The 16094-nt window shown below is 48.1% G+C and carries 13 protein-coding genes; 3 read left to right on the top strand and 10 right to left on the bottom strand.

Annotated elements, in window-relative coordinates; genetic code table 11:
• Window positions 1–9: 9 nt before the first annotated feature.
• From H5647_RS20450 to H5647_RS20405, 10 genes are all read right to left on the bottom strand, one after another.
• Window positions 10–1071, bottom strand: coding sequence for a succinylglutamate desuccinylase/aspartoacylase family protein (locus tag H5647_RS20450; protein ID WP_045860840.1), 1062 nt, complete (start codon window positions 1069–1071; stop codon window positions 10–12).
• A gap of 13 nt (window positions 1072–1084) precedes the next feature.
• Window positions 1085–1996 (bottom strand): 30S ribosomal protein S6--L-glutamate ligase, encoded by a 912-nt coding sequence (gene rimK / locus H5647_RS20445; RefSeq protein ID WP_045860839.1) that lies wholly within the window; start codon window positions 1994–1996, stop codon window positions 1085–1087.
• 88 nt (window positions 1997–2084) lie between these two features.
• Window positions 2085–2570, bottom strand: a complete 486-nt coding sequence (locus H5647_RS20440; protein WP_045860838.1) for an ATP-dependent zinc protease family protein — start codon at window positions 2568–2570, stop codon at window positions 2085–2087.
• Window positions 2571–3011: 441 nt separating this feature from the next.
• Window positions 3012–3668 carry an OmpA family protein gene (locus H5647_RS20435; protein WP_052692242.1) on the bottom strand — a complete coding sequence of 219 codons (657 nt, stop codon included), beginning with the start codon at window positions 3666–3668 and terminating at the stop codon, window positions 3012–3014.
• A gap of 36 nt (window positions 3669–3704) precedes the next feature.
• Window positions 3705–3956, bottom strand: coding sequence for a hypothetical protein (locus H5647_RS20430; protein WP_045860836.1), 252 nt, complete (start codon window positions 3954–3956; stop codon window positions 3705–3707).
• Window positions 3928–4269, bottom strand: a complete 342-nt coding sequence (locus H5647_RS20425) for a hypothetical protein (protein WP_045860835.1) — start codon at window positions 4267–4269, stop codon at window positions 3928–3930. The genes H5647_RS20430 and H5647_RS20425 overlap by 29 nt, the downstream gene beginning before the upstream one ends.
• Window positions 4270–4278: 9 nt before the next feature.
• The gene (locus tag H5647_RS20420) at window positions 4279–5418 is read right to left on the bottom strand and encodes a flavohemoglobin expression-modulating QEGLA motif protein (RefSeq protein WP_045860834.1); all 1140 of its coding nucleotides are present in this window, start codon (window positions 5416–5418) and stop codon (window positions 4279–4281) included.
• Window positions 5408–7687 (bottom strand): phosphoenolpyruvate--protein phosphotransferase, encoded by a 2280-nt coding sequence (ptsP, locus tag H5647_RS20415; RefSeq protein ID WP_052692241.1) that lies wholly within the window; start codon window positions 7685–7687, stop codon window positions 5408–5410. Before ptsP ends, H5647_RS20420 begins: the two co-directional genes overlap by 11 nt.
• Before the next feature lie 108 nt (window positions 7688–7795).
• Window positions 7796–11227, bottom strand: coding sequence for a translocation/assembly module TamB domain-containing protein (locus H5647_RS20410; RefSeq protein WP_162926447.1), 3432 nt, complete (start codon window positions 11225–11227; stop codon window positions 7796–7798).
• Window positions 11228–11340: 113 nt separating this feature from the next.
• Window positions 11341–13101 carry an autotransporter assembly complex protein TamA gene (locus tag H5647_RS20405; RefSeq protein WP_052692240.1) on the bottom strand — a complete coding sequence of 587 codons (1761 nt, stop codon included), beginning with the start codon at window positions 13099–13101 and terminating at the stop codon, window positions 11341–11343.
• 1530 nt (window positions 13102–14631) lie between these two features.
• Between H5647_RS20405 and H5647_RS22275 the strand changes: the two genes are divergently transcribed.
• From H5647_RS22275 to H5647_RS20395, 3 genes are all read left to right on the top strand, one after another.
• Window positions 14632–14883, top strand: a complete 252-nt coding sequence (locus tag H5647_RS22275) for a phage integrase N-terminal domain-containing protein (RefSeq protein ID WP_236074997.1) — start codon at window positions 14632–14634, stop codon at window positions 14881–14883.
• Window positions 14867–15499 carry an integrase domain-containing protein gene (locus H5647_RS20400; RefSeq protein ID WP_236074995.1) on the top strand — a complete coding sequence of 211 codons (633 nt, stop codon included), beginning with the start codon at window positions 14867–14869 and terminating at the stop codon, window positions 15497–15499. The genes H5647_RS22275 and H5647_RS20400 overlap by 17 nt, the downstream gene beginning before the upstream one ends.
• Window positions 15500–15700: 201 nt before the next feature.
• Complete coding sequence (locus tag H5647_RS20395; RefSeq protein ID WP_045860831.1) at window positions 15701–16042, top strand: hypothetical protein; 342 nt, start codon at window positions 15701–15703, stop codon at window positions 16040–16042.
• Window positions 16043–16094: the final 52 nt, after the last annotated feature.

The raw sequence follows: 16094 nt of genomic DNA, 5'->3' as shown, positions 1-16094 counted from the left end.
GTGCTCCTATTAAATGAGTGCCTGGTCGTCAAAGCCTGGATTGGGAGACCGCTCAGCCGTACTTTGAAAAGCGTCGACTGATGCTGCTGCTTCTTTGATATCTTCAAAGCGAGCGATATGAAACAGTGCATCCCCTTCATTGACCAAAGGAATATTACTTGTACCGATAATGATGCCGGAATATCCTGCTTTAACGTCATGCTCCACCGGATCGAACAAATTCGACGGGTCAGATATTATGCCCAGAATATCACCTTTATTGACTCGTGATCCTAGCGATGCCATTGAGCGCAGCAGGCCGCTTTCCGGTGCGCGCTCCCAACTACTGGATCGAGCAATAAAAGGCTCTTGCTGTTTTGATGATTTTTTTGCCGCTGGCAACATAGCCAGCTTGCGCATAACCGATATGATACCCCGCACGCCTGCGCGAATGGAGAGTTCGTCGAAACGTAACGCTTCACCGGCTTCATACAAAAGTACTTTCACGCCATGCTCATCGGCAGCCTGGCGCAAAGAGCCATCACGCAGATTCGAGTTCAGTAACACCGGTACCGAAAAAGCTTCGGCGAGCATTTTTGTTTCCGGGTCATCCAGATTAGCCCGAATTTGTGGCAGGTTGGAGCGGTTTAATGCGCCGGTGTGTAGGTCGATCCCATAATTGCATTGGCTGACTATTTCCTGCAAAAAAATATGGGCAAGCCGGGCGGCAAGAGAGCCGCGGCTGGAACCTGGAAAAGAGCGATTCAAATCACGTCTATCGGGCAGATAACGGGAGTGCTGGATAATGCCAAATACATTGACGACAGGAATCACCACCAGCGTTCCACGCAGGCTCTTAAGCGCACTTGTGGTGAATAAACGGCGAACAATTTCAACGCCATTGAGTTCGTCACCGTGAATGGCTGCGCTGATAAACAGTCGCGGGCCAGGTCTTTTACCGCAGATAACTTGCACGGGTATATTTAGACTGATATGGGTGTACAGTTTGGCCACGGGCAGGTCAATCACCTGTTGTTCACCAGGCTGTACTGTTATGCCATTGATAGTGATAGGTTGATTTTTTATCGTCATTGTCACGTAACTATTATCCTTTGCCACGCGTGCGTGTTTTGTTGGGTTTAGCGTTATTTTCGATAAAGTCGATAATCATACCGGCCACGTCTTTTTTAGTGGCCTCTTCAATACCCCTTAATCCGGGTGAAGAGTTGACTTCCATCACCAATGGACCTCTTTCAGAGCGCAGTAAATCGACACCGCATACGTTGAGTCCCATGATGTTTGCCGCCTTAACGGCTGTGGCGCGTTCTGCCGGTGATAATTTAACGAGCTGGGCAGAGCCACCCCGGTGCAGGTTGGAACGGAACTCACCTTCGGGCGCTGTCCTTTGCATGGAAGCAATAACCTTGCCTCCCACAACCAGGCAGCGTATATCACTGCCACCGGCTTCCTTAATAAACTCCTGTATCAGGATATTGCTTTTTACACCCATAAAGGCCTCGATAACACTTTCCGCCGCTTTTTTAGTCTCAGCGAGCACGACGCCGATACCCTGTGTGCCTTCAAGCAGTTTAATCACCAGCGGGGCGCCGCCAACTTCTCTGATAAGGCCTTTCACGTCATCAGGCGAATTGGCGAAAGCGGTAACGGGAATGCCGACGCCTTTGCGTGACAATAACTGAATGGAACGCAGCTTGTCCCGCGAGCGGGAAATAGCGACAGACTCATTAACACAATAGGTACCCATCATTTCAAACTGACGTACTACCGAGGTACCGTAGAAGGTTACCGATGCACCGATGCGAGGGATAACCGCATCAAAGTCACCGGGATTGAATTCCTCTTCTTTGAAATGGATCGAGGGGTTCTCCGTCCCCATATCCATAAAGCAGCGGATGTGATCAATCACACGAACCTCGTGGCCACGTTTAGTAGCGGCCTCTACGAGTCTACGGGTAGAGTATAATTTGGGGTTTCTTGAAAGAATGGCTATTTTCATGGGTTGTCCTCTACTGTCGTTCTGTTATTTTTGAGTATGTTACTCGAGCATGACATCCGAGCGACGCTTTTAATGGGTATTGGACTGACTAAGTTTGCATAAAGTCACATTGGGGGTTTCCGGCAAGATAGGATGCCATCGGATAGACACAATAGCAGCCGTTCAGCGCGGTGCGCCCGAGCAACATGCGAAATTTCATGCTGTCGCGATTGGTGAGCGTTATTTCGACCATACGGTTCAATTCACCGATAACAACTGCTGTTTCTATCACAAAGCGGCGCTCTGCATGACCACCTGAATCGGTTACTGTACGCTCTTCCAGCACGGCTGTGTCACAGATAACCTCGGTATCATTGTCGTCCTGATGGGGATGAATACCAAACCTGACCCGGTGCTCGCCCTGCTTTTGATAGGGCTCCACGAAATAGGCATGCAGGGCAGAGGTTCGGGCTCCGGTATCCACTTTTGCTTTAACGGGACCAATACCCAATTCAGGCAAGCTGACCCACTCGCGCCAACCCAGCATAATCAGCTCGGAATCTGCCAGCGGTGTATGGTTTACTTCGATAGACATAGTTTCAAACCTCTGGTGGCCCATAGTGGTTTAAGGATTTCGTGCCGGCAATCATAGGTGTTTTCCAACGTGTAATAAATAGAAACTGTGTGCGATTTTGGTGATTGTAAGGAAGTCTATCGCTTCAATACCGCGAAGTCTGTGGGTGCCATTCAGGCACAGGAGAAAAATATCTCTAATACTGTTAGTTTAGGCAAAACAATGATTGCAGTATTGACACTGAGCTTATGCGATGTTGCCTCAGCTATCGCCGGTATTAATCGTTGCTGCCTGTAAAGCACCGAAGTAACGATCTGTGATAAACCTACGAAGGGATGAGTAATACAGAGACCACGATGTTGTGAAATCCCTGCTTTCCATTTGTACGTTCCACCTCATCCACATCCCCTTTTATTGTCTAGTCCTGCTAATAAAAAGAGCCCTATGCGGGCTCTTAGCTTTTTAATCGTTGATAATAAGAACCTCTACCCGGCGGTTGGCTGTTCGGCCCTCCACCGTCTCATTGGATGCCAGCGGGCGTGTCTTGCCATATCCAATGCTACTTACCCTGTAGTCCGTTAGATTACCAACCTCGACCAAAAATTTCGCCACTTTATCTGCGCGCTCAGAAGACAAACTCATGTTCAGCTCATCCGAACCGCGGTTGTCGGTATGACCTGAAACCTGAATTTTTGAATTGGGAAACTGCTCTGTAGCCTTGATAATTTTCTTTAGCAACGGAAAATTGTCAGACTGAATTTCACTGCCTCCAGAGGGAAAGTAAAATCCGTAGGATCGAATCTGCACGTTGTTGCCCTGCCGATAAACCTCAGCTTCATTGCTGGTAAAGATAGTTTGAATCGTGCGGAAACGCGCTTCGAATTCTGCCTGGCGCTGACGTTCTGTTTTATTAGTTGCGACTTCAGTGGCATATTGTTGGCTAATTTTAGCTAGGGATTGCTCGCCTTCCCGAGCTTTATTGACTATCGCCTGAATATCCAAAGATAAATCGCTGATAAGTAATTTATTCTCTTGGCCAAAATCAGGGTCCGAAACCACCGGTGCCACCACGCTGGCTAATTGGGTCTGATACCAGATCACTACCTGTTCATCGGTCATACCGCTTTGCTTGAACTCTTTGATAATTTCAGTGATCTAGATCGCCCGATTGGCGAGCTTGTAGGCCTTATTGGCATGGTCAGCTGCTTTTTCGCGAGCATCCGCATCAGACTCCAGTACTTTTTTTGCCAACTTCAGTTCACTTTTTGACTGGGTTAAGGTTAGCGGAGCAAAGTCATCGGCTTTGGCGCATTCAGCTTTACGAATTTGTTCTTCGGCACCTTTAACGGTAGAATTTTTTAGCGCTTCCACTTCCAATTTAGCGTAACGTTTGGCCAAGGCCTTCATCGCGCGCCCTTATGGTACTGCTATTGGCTTTATTCAATAATTCCCGGCTTTGCTTGGCCTCAATTCGTGCCTTCTCACTGCCATTTTTAGCAGAAGCTAACGCATCTTTATATTTTTCTCGGGCATCAGAGTAGAGCTCAGCGGATAACAGTTCCACATCCTGCTCATCCGCCTGGCGCAGGCTCTTTGCCAATTGGCCTAATTCCGGGTAGCGGCTGGCAATCTCTGTATCGGTCAGTTTGCTTTGCGTGCCAAACCCTGGAAAGGCTACAAAGCCGATAATATCTGTTAGAGAAGGAGTGGGTTTATCCACCGTTGAAAACTATTTGATGGCATGGACAATAAAACTATCGATGTCATTACTCTTTACCGGTCGGACAAAGGCAGGCGTAATTCTTTCTGGCGCTAATAAAATGCCTTTATTAATTAAGCGAGTGATAATAGGCAAATGATCTAGCGAGATTTTTCCTGTGAGTAGGTGGGTGAAATCTGCTGCTGTTTCGTGAGCGTTAAGCATCTGGTGAAAGCCCTGCAGGTAGAGGTAGTCTTTAGTCAGGCCACCGCCGCGATAAACTCGTGCGGTAATGGTAAACGCCGTGTCATCGTCTAGCTGATAACCCTCTTTTAGCCGCATAAATGTGCTGCGAAAGCTCTTGTCCTTGATTAAAGATTCTACCGCCAGCACTCTTAGCGCGAGAATTTTTAAACGCTTAACCGTCATATAGCCCGCCAGGTATTCACTCAAAATAGCCAGCCCTTCCTGGGTCATGGTATTGACCGGGCTGCCGAGGGATAAGATGCGCAAAGGCTGGCTGCGCGCATTGAGCGTAGTTACCAGGTGTACGCCTAATTCGTGATGCGCCAGTGCCATGGTCTCTATCTTACTGATTTCTGCGGTGCTGTTTATTTTTACGGTGGTTCCTGAAACCAGCGCTTTGGCGATCATGTTGTCATCAATTTGCAGTTGATATTGATAGCCTTCGTGGTCGGCGAATTCGGTGAGCACCGATTTGATCGCTTCGGCATTGAGTAGTGACTCATCATTGTCGTCTTGTTCAGGTAGATGCAGGATGAAGTTGGCATTACGAATATCTTTCTCCGACGGTTCGCCGTAGTAGCGCAGTGAATCATAGAGAAATTCATCATTGCCAATGGATTTGTACTGGTCAACTTTGTCGATATAGGAATCCACAATATCCAGGTAAAGCTGACGCAGATCATCATCGACGATTTTTTCCAGCGGCAGATTAAACAGATTGCGTTTTAGGGTAAAGCTATCTATGTCGTGACTGCGATAGACAAACTCGGGTTCCTTGGAATATTGCTGCTGCAAAAAAAGCTGTTTTTGTTCGCGATAATTGAGTGGGCTGACCGCAGTCAAAATATCGATAGGGCTAACCAGTTTATGCAGTCGGGTATCGATGTCATGTATCACGGGTGGTATAGGATTATTAGTGGTCATGGTTGGCCCCGATTTTTTTCATTAACGTTTCTGATGCTGCTCGAATACCCTGAGCGCTGTCCATGGTCAGTGCCTGTGCCAAAAACGCTTCGGCATCGCTAATGCAAATGGCTCGCACCAGCCATTTGATTAAGGGTAATTTGGATGAGCTCATACTTAGCTGTCTGATTCCCATACCCAATAACAGCAGCACAGCCACGGGGTCTGAAGCCATTTCCCCGCACAGGCTCACGGGTAGTTCGCAATCCCTGGCGCTGCGTACTATACGCAGTAATTCGTGGATCACGGCGGGGTGCAGTGGGTCATAGAGCTTGCCAACCAAGGGGCTGTTGCGATCGAGTGCCAGCAGGTATTGGCTCAAGTCGTTACTGCCAATGGAAATAAAATCCAGCTTTTTACGCCAGAACGGCAGCAGGGAAATACTGCTCGGTACCTCCACCATGATACCCAGAGGAGGGCGGCACACCGTTTCGCCTTCGGCTAGCAATTGCTGAAGCGATTCATCCAGTAATTCAATGCACTTATCCAGCTCACTGGTCGAGCCAATCATGGGTAGCAGCAGGTGCACGTTATCCTGTCCGGCTGCCGCCCTCATTATTGCTCGAAACTGCGTCATTAGTAGTTGTAGGTTGTCGAGAGTAAAGCGGATGCCGCGCCAGCCCAGAGCGGGATTCTCTTCCTCTACAAGGGGTAAATACGGCAGAGGTTTATCGGCACCAATATCCAGAGTGCGGATATACACGGGTTTGTCCTGATAAGCATTGATAACCTCGCGATATACCGCTACCTGGTCTGTCTCAGAGGGCAGACTCTGGCGTACCATAAAAGGGATTTCGGTGCGGTAGAGGCCAATACCTTCTGCACCCTGCTTGAGGCCCGGCATCAGGTCTGCCTGTAGACCTGAATTGGCCAATAGCGCTACTCTTATACCATCGGTTGTTATTGCAGGAAGGTGATGGTCCGCCTGCAGGCTTTGCGCAAACGCTTGCTGGCTTTTAATAATACTTTGGTATTCGGCGGTGACGGTATCGCTGGGGGCAATAACGACCAGACCATTATCACCGTCGAGAATCAGTTGTTCGCCCCTATTAAGGGGTAATTCTCCGACGCCCATCACGGCTGGAATACCCAGGGCATTGGCGAACACTGAAATGTGGGAGAGGGCGGCACCCGCAAAACAGACAATACCTGCAAGACGCTCAGCAGGCAGGCTGACAATGTCCGAAACACTTAATTGATGGCCTACCAGTATAATGGCGGATTCATTATCGATCTCATCATCGATCCCAATAACGGTAGAATCACTGCCTAACCATGACAGATAAAGTTTGTCGCCTAATTGTTCGATATCTTCATGGCGGGCGCGAAGATAGGGATCGTCCATTTCTTTAAACAGTTCAGAAAAATAACTGACCGTTTGTTTTAATGCCCAGGGCAAGGATTTCCCCGTTTTAATGGCATCGGTAATATGCGTGCCAAAACTGGGGTCGTCCAACAACATTTGGTAGGCATCAACAACAGCCGCTAGATTATCACCGAGGGTTTGTTCGACGACCCGCCGTTCGCGCTTTAGTTCGTCAATAACCATTGCTTTTAAGCGTAACCAATGGGCGAGTTCATCGTCGATACTCTCGCCATTGGATTCCATCACCATGGCAAGCCCTGCCGCTTGCCGAACGCTTGTTCTACCGATCGCAATGCCCGGTGCGCCACTAATACCTTGCCGGTAATCATTCTGCAACGGCCCCGGTTGTTGGGACAAATGCGTGGGTAACGATGCCAGCAACAGCGCCAAATGCATTGCCAGTGTTGTCAAAAATGCCTCCTGCTCAGTTGCCAGGGATTCGGCGCGGCGGCTCTGTACCACCAGCACACCGATGACATCACCGCGGTGCACCAGCGGTACACCGCAAAAGCTGTGGAACTGTTCTTCGTTAGAGCCCGCGACATAGTAGTAGTCGGGGAGTTCTTCCGGGTGAATAACGTTGATACTATGACGCGATTGCGCCACGCGCCCCACCAGGCCCTGATTGGCCGGAATGATAAAAGGATGTCCTTTTGCCAAACCATGGCTGGCGATAAGCGCCATCGCTTTATCGCTGGTTTGTCGGTACAGGCTACAGACGTCAGTGGTAATCACATCGCTGATGGCATCCACAATCAGCTGTACCTGCTCTTGCGTACTAGCTGCCTGGGCAGCCCCATGAATAATACGATTGAGTTCTAGCATGGAATTTTTAATCATATTTTTAGCCATAATTTTAGCCATAATAGTACGCGCCATTTCTCAACTGATCGGATAGATCGTTTTATGATTAGACTATTCATGGTTACACTATCCTTCTAAAGCATCGAAGTCACCTAAGAAAAAAAAGAGTTAGTAGTCTCGTTTCCACTTGAGATTCGCGCCTTCAATACCTGTTTGACCGCCGGTCGAGCTTTCCAAATTGATACTGGGTGTCAGTTCAATTTCGAGATTACCTTTCCAGGGTTGTGATGGATTCGGTGTGCGCTCCAGCTCCAGATAGACTTTTTCATTGAGATATTTACCGATGCCGACATTAACGCCGCTTTGTCCGTCTTCAGTGGCTGCGGATTCGATGGATAGGGTATCAATACCCAATAGTTCGCGAGCACTGCCGATAGGATCAAAAAAACCGCTGCCACCGCTGCGTAATGTCTGTACTGCTGAGGCCAGTTGTATCGCTTCAAACGGGGTGATTTTTTGTAGTGATTTACCAAAAATAATAAAAGCCAGTATTTCATCCTCGGGTATTTGCGGAATCGCCGAGAAGTGAAGTGTAATGTTGTCATTAGTACCCGCCAGGTCAGCTTGGATGCGTTGCCCGTTTTTTTCATAAACACCGGTTATCGCCAAACCGATAGCATTATTGGCAAAATTAACTTGCCCGTGTTCCAGCTTGAATTTTTTGTTAAATAGTTCAAAGACGCCGCGCACTGTTTTAAATTCGCCCTCGTAGAGCGGTTTGTTACTATCACCGTGTATGTCGATTTGCCCTTGTAGTTCCGCTTCAAGCCCATGGCCGCGCAAATACGCTTGATGGCTGGCCGTTATGACAAGATCAAATTGTACGGTCGGTAATACCGGTGTTGTCTTTTTATTTGTGCCCTCATGTTCCTGCTGAGATTGCACTTCTTCAACGGTAATACTGGGTATGCCACTGGAAGAATTGGCGTCAAAAACGGCAGTAAAAGGCGCTACTTCTAAATTGCCGGAGGCGAGCAGTGTGGTAAAATCGCCGGATAGTGTTATCTCGCCGGTTGCCTCGCTGTCAATATCAGGTCGCCGTAAAATAGTAGCGCCTTGGGTTTTTACTTTTAGCGCAACACGTCCAGAAGATCCATCGACAGGTAGATGTACGGTGCCTGCCAATGTGTATTGTCCGTTCTTGTCATCAGCGCCACCATCCGTTGCTTGGCAGGCGTCGATATTCAGCATGATTTGCTCAGCACTAACAACGCAATCAATATGCTCGATAAGGGTGCCGGTCATCGGGTTTTCGTAGCGTGCGCCATCAACCTGTAAAGTGCCTTTGAGTTTGGGTTTTGCGAGGGTACCGCTTAACTTTATGTCGGTGTCGAAGTTTCCTGTCAGCCGGTGAAGGTCCGGGTCCAGTAAAAAAGAAATGGTTTGCAAATTAAAGTGTCCCTTTAGCGACGCTTGCAGAGGAAGGTCCCGGAATTCCGAAGAGCGCTGTTGTTTTGCCGCATGATGAACATAGGGTTGTATCGGAATCCTGACGACTAGTTCTCCTGGGAGGTGATTGTCCCGTGTAAAGGTTGATGCAAAATTGATAGCGTCAGCGTCAGCGTCAGCGTTTGTAGTGATGTCCAGATTCCATACGAAGTTGATATTCTTTTCTTCCCCTTCATCATCATAGCCATGTAATACAGATCCATAGTTCAAGCTGCCGTTTAGGGTAGGGGTAGTTAATGAACCTTGGGCGTGAATATCCGCATTGAAATGTCCCGGTTGAACAGCCCAGCCAATGGCTGAGAAAAGTTGTGAGGGCAACTGTTTAGCCTGCGCACGAATATCGAATTGCCCCCGTCGATAGTAGCCGGATGCTGTGAAGACCTGTTCGTCAAATGCCGACACGCTCGCTGTCTTTAGTTGAGAATCGTTGTTGTGGTGATAGCCGCTTGCGTTGACAGTAAACGGAATCGCTTGATAAACACCTTGCAGTTGTGCGTCGCCGGCTATCCTCGGATTGCGCAAATTGCCGCTAAGGTTTAGCTGGGTGTTGAGTTGTGCGTTTAATGTGTCCGGCAACGTAATCCCAGCCAATTGCAACAAGCTCAGAGGCATAGACTTGGCCTGTAGAGTGAGATTAGTCTCAAGTGTTTGGGTTTGTAGCTTGCCTTCTAGTGAAGCGCTTGCGTCAGCGACTGTTAACTCAGCACGGTTAATAAAGACTGTGCTGTCATCTTTCATCAAATGGCTTGCCAGTGAAAATGGCTGTTGCTCATAGTCACCTTTTGCAATGAAGGTCAGATTACCGCTAAGGTTACGCGCAGAGCCATGTAATGTGGCTTGCGCAGAGACGATTGTTGCATTCAGGGTAGGGGGGAGGTGAATGCCCAATAGGTCAAACTGGGTTAAATCTAGCGCTTTGGCGGAGACTTCAATGTTTGATGTGTCGGACACGATATCGAGTTTACCGCGTGCCAGGATTTCTGAATGGTTCAGTGTTGCTTTCAGGTTTTCGATATTGACTAGGTTTTTACTGAGTGAACCGACAAAGTCGACAGCAATCGATACATCTTTATACACCGTGTTCGCGCTAATGCTTCCCTTAGCGTATGGCTGGACAGTGCTGCCGTTAATGTTCAGTTGAGCGGTGAGTTCACCGTTATCGATGGAGGCTTGCCAGAGTTTGACGATGTCTAAGGGAAACTTATTTAAACTCAATTCAAAATCCAGCTGTTGATCGATCCAGCTACCGTTAATGATGTGGTGAGTATCGTCAATGGCGAGCGTCAGCTGGTCTATAGACACCGTATTTTTTTTCGGAGTGACAGTGATGCTCCCTTGCGCGATGAGATTTCTCTGCGCCAGGGGCAAACTTAACTGTTTGATGTCAATGCCGTATCGGTCTGCCAGTTTGGTTACAGTGACATCAAACCCGGCATCGATAGCCTGTTCTTTCGGTAATTGCAGAAGCGCTCCGAAAAAACCGCCCGCCGCCTCCTTGAGCGATCCCGCTAGCGTTGCATGAGTCCAATCGTTAGATTGAACCTGTAAATTCATTGTTACAGGTATCGCATCAAGCCCCAGCGCTTCTATGTCGATGTGTAACGGCGAATTTTTTAGCCAATGTGCGTTAGCGTTAATCGCATAGCTCAGGCTATCTTTTTCAGTTTCGGCGGGACGAAAACCATAAAGGTGTAACGACTGTATCGCCAGTTTCTTAAGCTGAACATTCGGTATTTTTGATGTGACGTTATCGACAGTCAAAAGGGCATTGCTGGCTTTTTCCCCGCTTTTTATTGTTTCTATAATGTCATCATGGTTCGCCGGTAATTTGTGCAGCGAAAAAGCCCTTGCCTGTATTTGATCGATGATAATGCTGCGATCAAACAGCGCAAAGGGTTGCCAGTAGAGGCTTAACTCATCGACAACTATCCAGGTCTGTTGACCTCGGTTTATGCTAATGCGTTTCGCTTCCCATTGACCTAGTTGGGGGGCTGAAAGATCGTTAATGCGGATATGCAGTAGTGTGGATTGATTGAGTGTGTTGACGACGCTATGTGTTAACCAAAGCCGTCCACTCTCTGAGCCCAGCATTGTACCGCCCATCAGCAGTACTGTGGTGAACGCGATAACGAGTGTGAGCGCGAACCACTTTGCTATCGTCCGCGTTTGTCGTATGTTGAATCGGCTAAACAACCGGCGCATCATCAGAAGGCCTGCCCGATACTGATGTAAAGCTGATAATTGTCGTCAATACCTTCGCGCTTGCCCAGAGGGGCTGCAATATCGAAACGGATGGGGGCAAAGCTGGTGTAATAGCGCAGTCCTATACCCGCACCCCAGCGCAGGTCCTGACCGAATTGCGGCACATTCTCTTCGTAAGCAAAACCACCATCCACAAAGACGACACCGCCCCAGTGCTCCCCCCAGCGCAGTCGGGTCTCGACCGATAACTCCGTAAATGAAAGACCGCCATCCGGTTCGTTGTCGGTGAGTGGTCCCAAGGTTTGGAAAGGATAGCCACGCACGGAGCCGCCACCGCCCGTGTAAAATCGCACGTTAGCCGGCACCTGGTCCCGCGTTATACCGCTAATCGCACCCATTGCAGCACGTATTGCCAGGGTAGGGCGCCAGAAAAACTCATCGAAAGAGAAATAGGCGCTCGCAGCGATTGTCGATTTTACAAATTTTGTTCCTGTGTCATAGGCATCCCAATAGGGACGTATGCTACCGGCCGCTACCCAGCCCCGACGAGGGTCCAGCGGATCGTTGCGCCGGTCGTATTTCAGACTCAGAGGCAGTGACAGCAGTGCGAAACTATCATCCAGGCCGTCTTCTTCGACTTGGGAAAAAGCTAATTCTCCACCAACCGAAGCGCGCAGATTGCGCGTTAACTGACGAGAAATTTCTGCGCCCAGTGCGCCGGTATCCGATTGGAAAGCGTCGGTATTTTCGCGTTCCAAATCCGTATAAAAGGTAACGGATTGATCATTGCGGCGATAATGAGGCAGCGTCAGGCCAGCCGATAACACTTGGGCATTTTGCGCAATATGACTATCAATGGTCAGCCGTTGTGCGCGTCCCATTAAATTACGATGCTCCCATCCAGCTGAGACACCGAAACCTTCATCGGATTCAAACCCCACACCGGCGCTGACTCTGCGGTGGTGGCGTTCAGCCACATGCAGCGTTATTGGTACGCTATCGCTGTCAGGCTGCATGACTTGTGCATTGACGCTCACTAATAAATTGGTTTGTATCAGTGTGAGGCGAGTTGTGTCGATACGCCCAAGTTTAAAGCATTCACCCTTTTTAATCGGTAGGCGCGCGCGAAGATACTGCTCGTCGATGGACTCCAGCCCGGTAATAGTGATATCGCCAAAGCGCACAGATGGACTGTCTTCGACCACAAAGGTCACATCGGCGAATTGGGTTTGATGTTCAATCACTACGCGATAATCAACATCGATACGATACAGACAAAAGTTGTCTGCGACGTAGGTCGTCAGCGCTTTTTTATCCGCCAGAACCGCTTCAGCCCGCAATGGTTCTCCGGGTTTGAGCGTAACCACATCGTGCAGTACCCCGACACTGTCAGGCGCTTGAAATACCAGTTTCCGTACACGATAAATCGGGCCTGGATCGACCTGGTAGACAATACGCTCATCTCGCAGGTCCACTCTGACCTCGGCGGCATAGTAGCCCTGGGCACGCAAACGCTCATTTAACAATTGGCTTTCGTAACGGGCGATTTTACGCCGTGTCGTATACAGCTGTAATTGGCGATTATTTTGCCGCTGTCGGGCAAGCTCTTCCTTGAGCACTGTGAGCAGTGTTTTATCGCCGGCTAACTCGATGTTGACATCGGTTTTGTTACCCAAAAACGGCAGCGTTGGGAGGTCCAGTGCGTAGCTGGCAGAGTGAAAAAACCAGGCAGTTACCAGACAGCACAGAAATTTGTAGCTCATAAGTCGTTGGTGGTCGTGAGACGGAGCTCAATTACCCCTGTCTGGTGTAAATCGTTGAACATCATATAGACTTCATGTGTTGTCAAATGGTCACAGGCTAGTTACTACATATACAGCCCCAGCATTCTATACCCATTTTTTCGATAACCCACAACCTAATCAAAGCCCATTGATTGGCTCCAGCTGGGGAGATACAACCACTAATTGCTCTGCGCTTCTCTCCTTGGTGATTTATCTGGAAACAAACGAAGAAGTTTTTCTAACAGGTGGTGGGGGACAGGGCATCTATCTAATGACCAAGTGTGTCATAAATGCTTTGTGTTTTGAAGATGACTACCTCGGTTTCATTGAGGCGTATCGTAGGCTGGTTCAGGAACGGGGGAAATTAGAAGAACGAATAAAACATAAAGAATAGAACGATAAAAAATGCAAGTCTGTTGGGAAATGGATTTTAAATACTGCTGATGGTAAGCAAAATAACAGTGATACAGAGAAAGATTCTGATGAGTATGAGAGCCCCTCGTCACTACACCCTAGGGTAGTGACGAGGGGGCGCGAACCTTGCCGACACTGGCCTACATAAACTTTCCTGCAGTGATGTACCCGTTACACAAGATTATTCACACGAATGATGAAATACTCGCCCTACCTACTGTAGCTATTGCAGACTCAATAGCACCCCGGCGGGTTCACAGCCATAAACGCACTTATACAGTGGTATAAGGTTCATTCATTAACAGAGGAGGGTTGCTTGGCAATCAAATAGCAGCAACACGTCTGAGGCGTTAAAACGAATCAGGATTACACCTTTCGGTGGGTTTTGATGGTTGTGCCGTTACTCAGGTTTTATGGGGGTGGTGTCCCGTGACGTTCGATAAGCAGCACTATCGCTTATCTCTCTATTGGTTAAAGCCAATAGACAGTCATTAACACTAACCAAACGTATCAACACCATTATGTTTCTCAGCTCATGCGACTATTCTGACCGGTAAATCCACCGGTTAAACCAGTGAGTAAAAAGCTAGTGACTGTGCTAAACGGTCATTCAATCATCCGAAACATTAAAGAAACCTGACCTTAATGCAGAGAGAGACACCACAACAGAGGCCAACAGCTTTTGAGGAATGAATTTCCATTATTCCGATAAAACCATTATAAAAACATAAAGTTGCGGAGTATGCGGATAGGTAAATACGACCGGTCTGACCGGTCGCCTGTCTGGTATAACCAGACGCACCAAATACCGGTGACTGTGTAGACCGGTCGGTGATAAATAAGACGCCGGACAAAGTTGGCTGAAATCTCCTTTTGTATTATCGTTTCTACCGAGTGACTAAGCGTTTATTTATTGACTTAATATTGGCCGTTAGATTTCCAGCTAATCTGATTTTCATATGAGGAAAAGTAAAAAAATATGCTGCGTTTATTATAAATATCCCCCGATAATGTTCCTCCATGCTTGTACCATTTTTCGTAGCGGAAAGGCCGACACATTGCTGAAATAAGCCCTATCAATAAGAGGGCGCGGCAATGAAGGATCTTAACTATCAGTTTAAAAATTTGTGTACACGCAATCCCGATGGAAGCCACAACACCCAGGCTGACCGCCAACTATTATTAAAAGCGATGGCTAACCAATTATTTAAGTTGGGCTATCGTCGTATGGAAGCCAAATCACTAAAACCCAAGCATATTGATGCGCTGGTCGCGCACTATCTGGAAGAAGGGCTGTCATCGGGTACGATAAAAAAACAGGCTATCTATATTGCGCTGGTGGGCTGAAAAAATCGGTAAACAAAATGTGGTTGCTAAAGATAACGCTTACTACGGTATTGCCGAACGAGTGTTTGTGACCAACACCTCAAAAGCCCGTGATCTTCATAGTGAGCTGTTAGAAAAAATCACTGATCCACATATTAAAACCAGCCTTGAATTACAAAAATCGTTTGGCCTTCGCCGTGAAGAGGCGATTAAATTCAGACCGGACTACGCGGATAAAGGCAGTTATATCCATCTTAAATCAAGCTGGTGTAAAGGGGGCAAAGCGCGCGATATTCCGATTAGAACGGATGAGCAACGTGAACTTGTGAAACGTGCGCACCTCCTTGCAGGCAAAGGTTCGTTGATTCCCTCGCACTTGATGTATGTGCAACAACTTCGGCTGTACGAAAAATTAACCGATGCTGCGGGTTTGTCCAAATTACACGGCTTGCGTCATCGTTATGCTCAGGAACGCTATCGAGAATTGACCGGCTGGCCTGCACCGGCCTGCGGTGGGCCAAGCCATAAAGAGCTGGAAGAAAACGAGCGCCTTAATGACAGGGCGGCTCGCTTTGCCATATCGCAGGAGCTGGGCCACGAGCGCGAACAAATTACTGTGGTGTATTTAGGGCGGTAATGAACACACGCGGAGTGTAAAAATACACTGTGGCTATTGCAGTTTCAATAGCACCCGACAGGTCACAGCCTGTCATTTGAACGGTACGACCTATACCGCACCAGACCATCATCTGAGTGTTATTGGTTGCTACCACCCCAACGGGAGAAATGATTTCCCGCTGCGACATCTTTCTCTTTTTTAATCATGAGGAGAAAGACTATGGAGTTCTTGGAAATGCGCGGTGCAGTCAAGCTGAAAGCGGATGCCGATAAAATCGTACTAGGTTCTGTTTTGAATATGCTAAAAGAAACAGAGTTTGTTGATACGGGTTATATGGATATTTCGCTCGAAGGCCAAACGCTCCGGGTTCATGCCGAAGGCACGATCTCGGAGAGTTATAGCATCAGAGCATTATTACTCAAGCTGCAAGCTCAGTTGACAGACACGTCGATGATAGGTGTAACAAGTGTACGATGGGAAACCCTCGTGGTACTTAAGCACTGGGAGCCACTATCGGCTATTCGACTACAACCTTTAAATCAACTGGCTTTTGCCCAGTAACCCACAACACTGATCTAACTCTGGTTAGGTCAGTGTTATTTTTTTAAAAAAA

The sequence above is a fragment of the Teredinibacter purpureus genome, from assembly GCF_014217335.1.
In the GTDB taxonomy this organism is placed as follows: Bacteria; Pseudomonadota; Gammaproteobacteria; order Pseudomonadales; family Cellvibrionaceae; genus Teredinibacter; species Teredinibacter purpureus.
This window is presented reverse-complemented; position numbering and strand designations above follow the sequence as displayed.

Excerpts from the sequence above, each read along its gene's own strand:
- H5647_RS20405 (WP_052692240.1), bottom strand. The coding sequence starts at position 13,101 with ATGAGCTACAAATTTCTGTGCTGTCTGGTAACTGCCTGGTTTTTTCAC.
- rimK (WP_045860839.1), bottom strand. The coding sequence starts at position 1,996 with ATGAAAATAGCCATTCTTTCAAGAAACCCCAAATTATACTCTACCCGT.
- H5647_RS20430 (WP_045860836.1), bottom strand. The coding sequence starts at position 3,956 with ATGAAGGCCTTGGCCAAACGTTACGCTAAATTGGAAGTGGAAGCGCTA.
- ptsP (WP_052692241.1), bottom strand. The coding sequence starts at position 7,687 with ATGGCTAAAATTATGGCTAAAAATATGATTAAAAATTCCATGCTAGAA.
- H5647_RS20450 (WP_045860840.1), bottom strand. The coding sequence starts at position 1,071 with ATGACGATAAAAAATCAACCTATCACTATCAATGGCATAACAGTACAG.
- H5647_RS20440 (WP_045860838.1), bottom strand. The coding sequence starts at position 2,570 with ATGTCTATCGAAGTAAACCATACACCGCTGGCAGATTCCGAGCTGATT.
- H5647_RS20395 (WP_045860831.1), top strand. The coding sequence starts at position 15,701 with ATGGAGTTCTTGGAAATGCGCGGTGCAGTCAAGCTGAAAGCGGATGCC.
- H5647_RS20410 (WP_162926447.1), bottom strand. The coding sequence starts at position 11,227 with ATGCTGGGCTCAGAGAGTGGACGGCTTTGGTTAACACATAGCGTCGTC.
- H5647_RS22275 (WP_236074997.1), top strand. The coding sequence starts at position 14,632 with ATGAAGGATCTTAACTATCAGTTTAAAAATTTGTGTACACGCAATCCC.
- H5647_RS20420 (WP_045860834.1), bottom strand. The coding sequence starts at position 5,418 with ATGACCACTAATAATCCTATACCACCCGTGATACATGACATCGATACC.
- H5647_RS20435 (WP_052692242.1), bottom strand. The coding sequence starts at position 3,668 with ATGACCGATGAACAGGTAGTGATCTGGTATCAGACCCAATTAGCCAGC.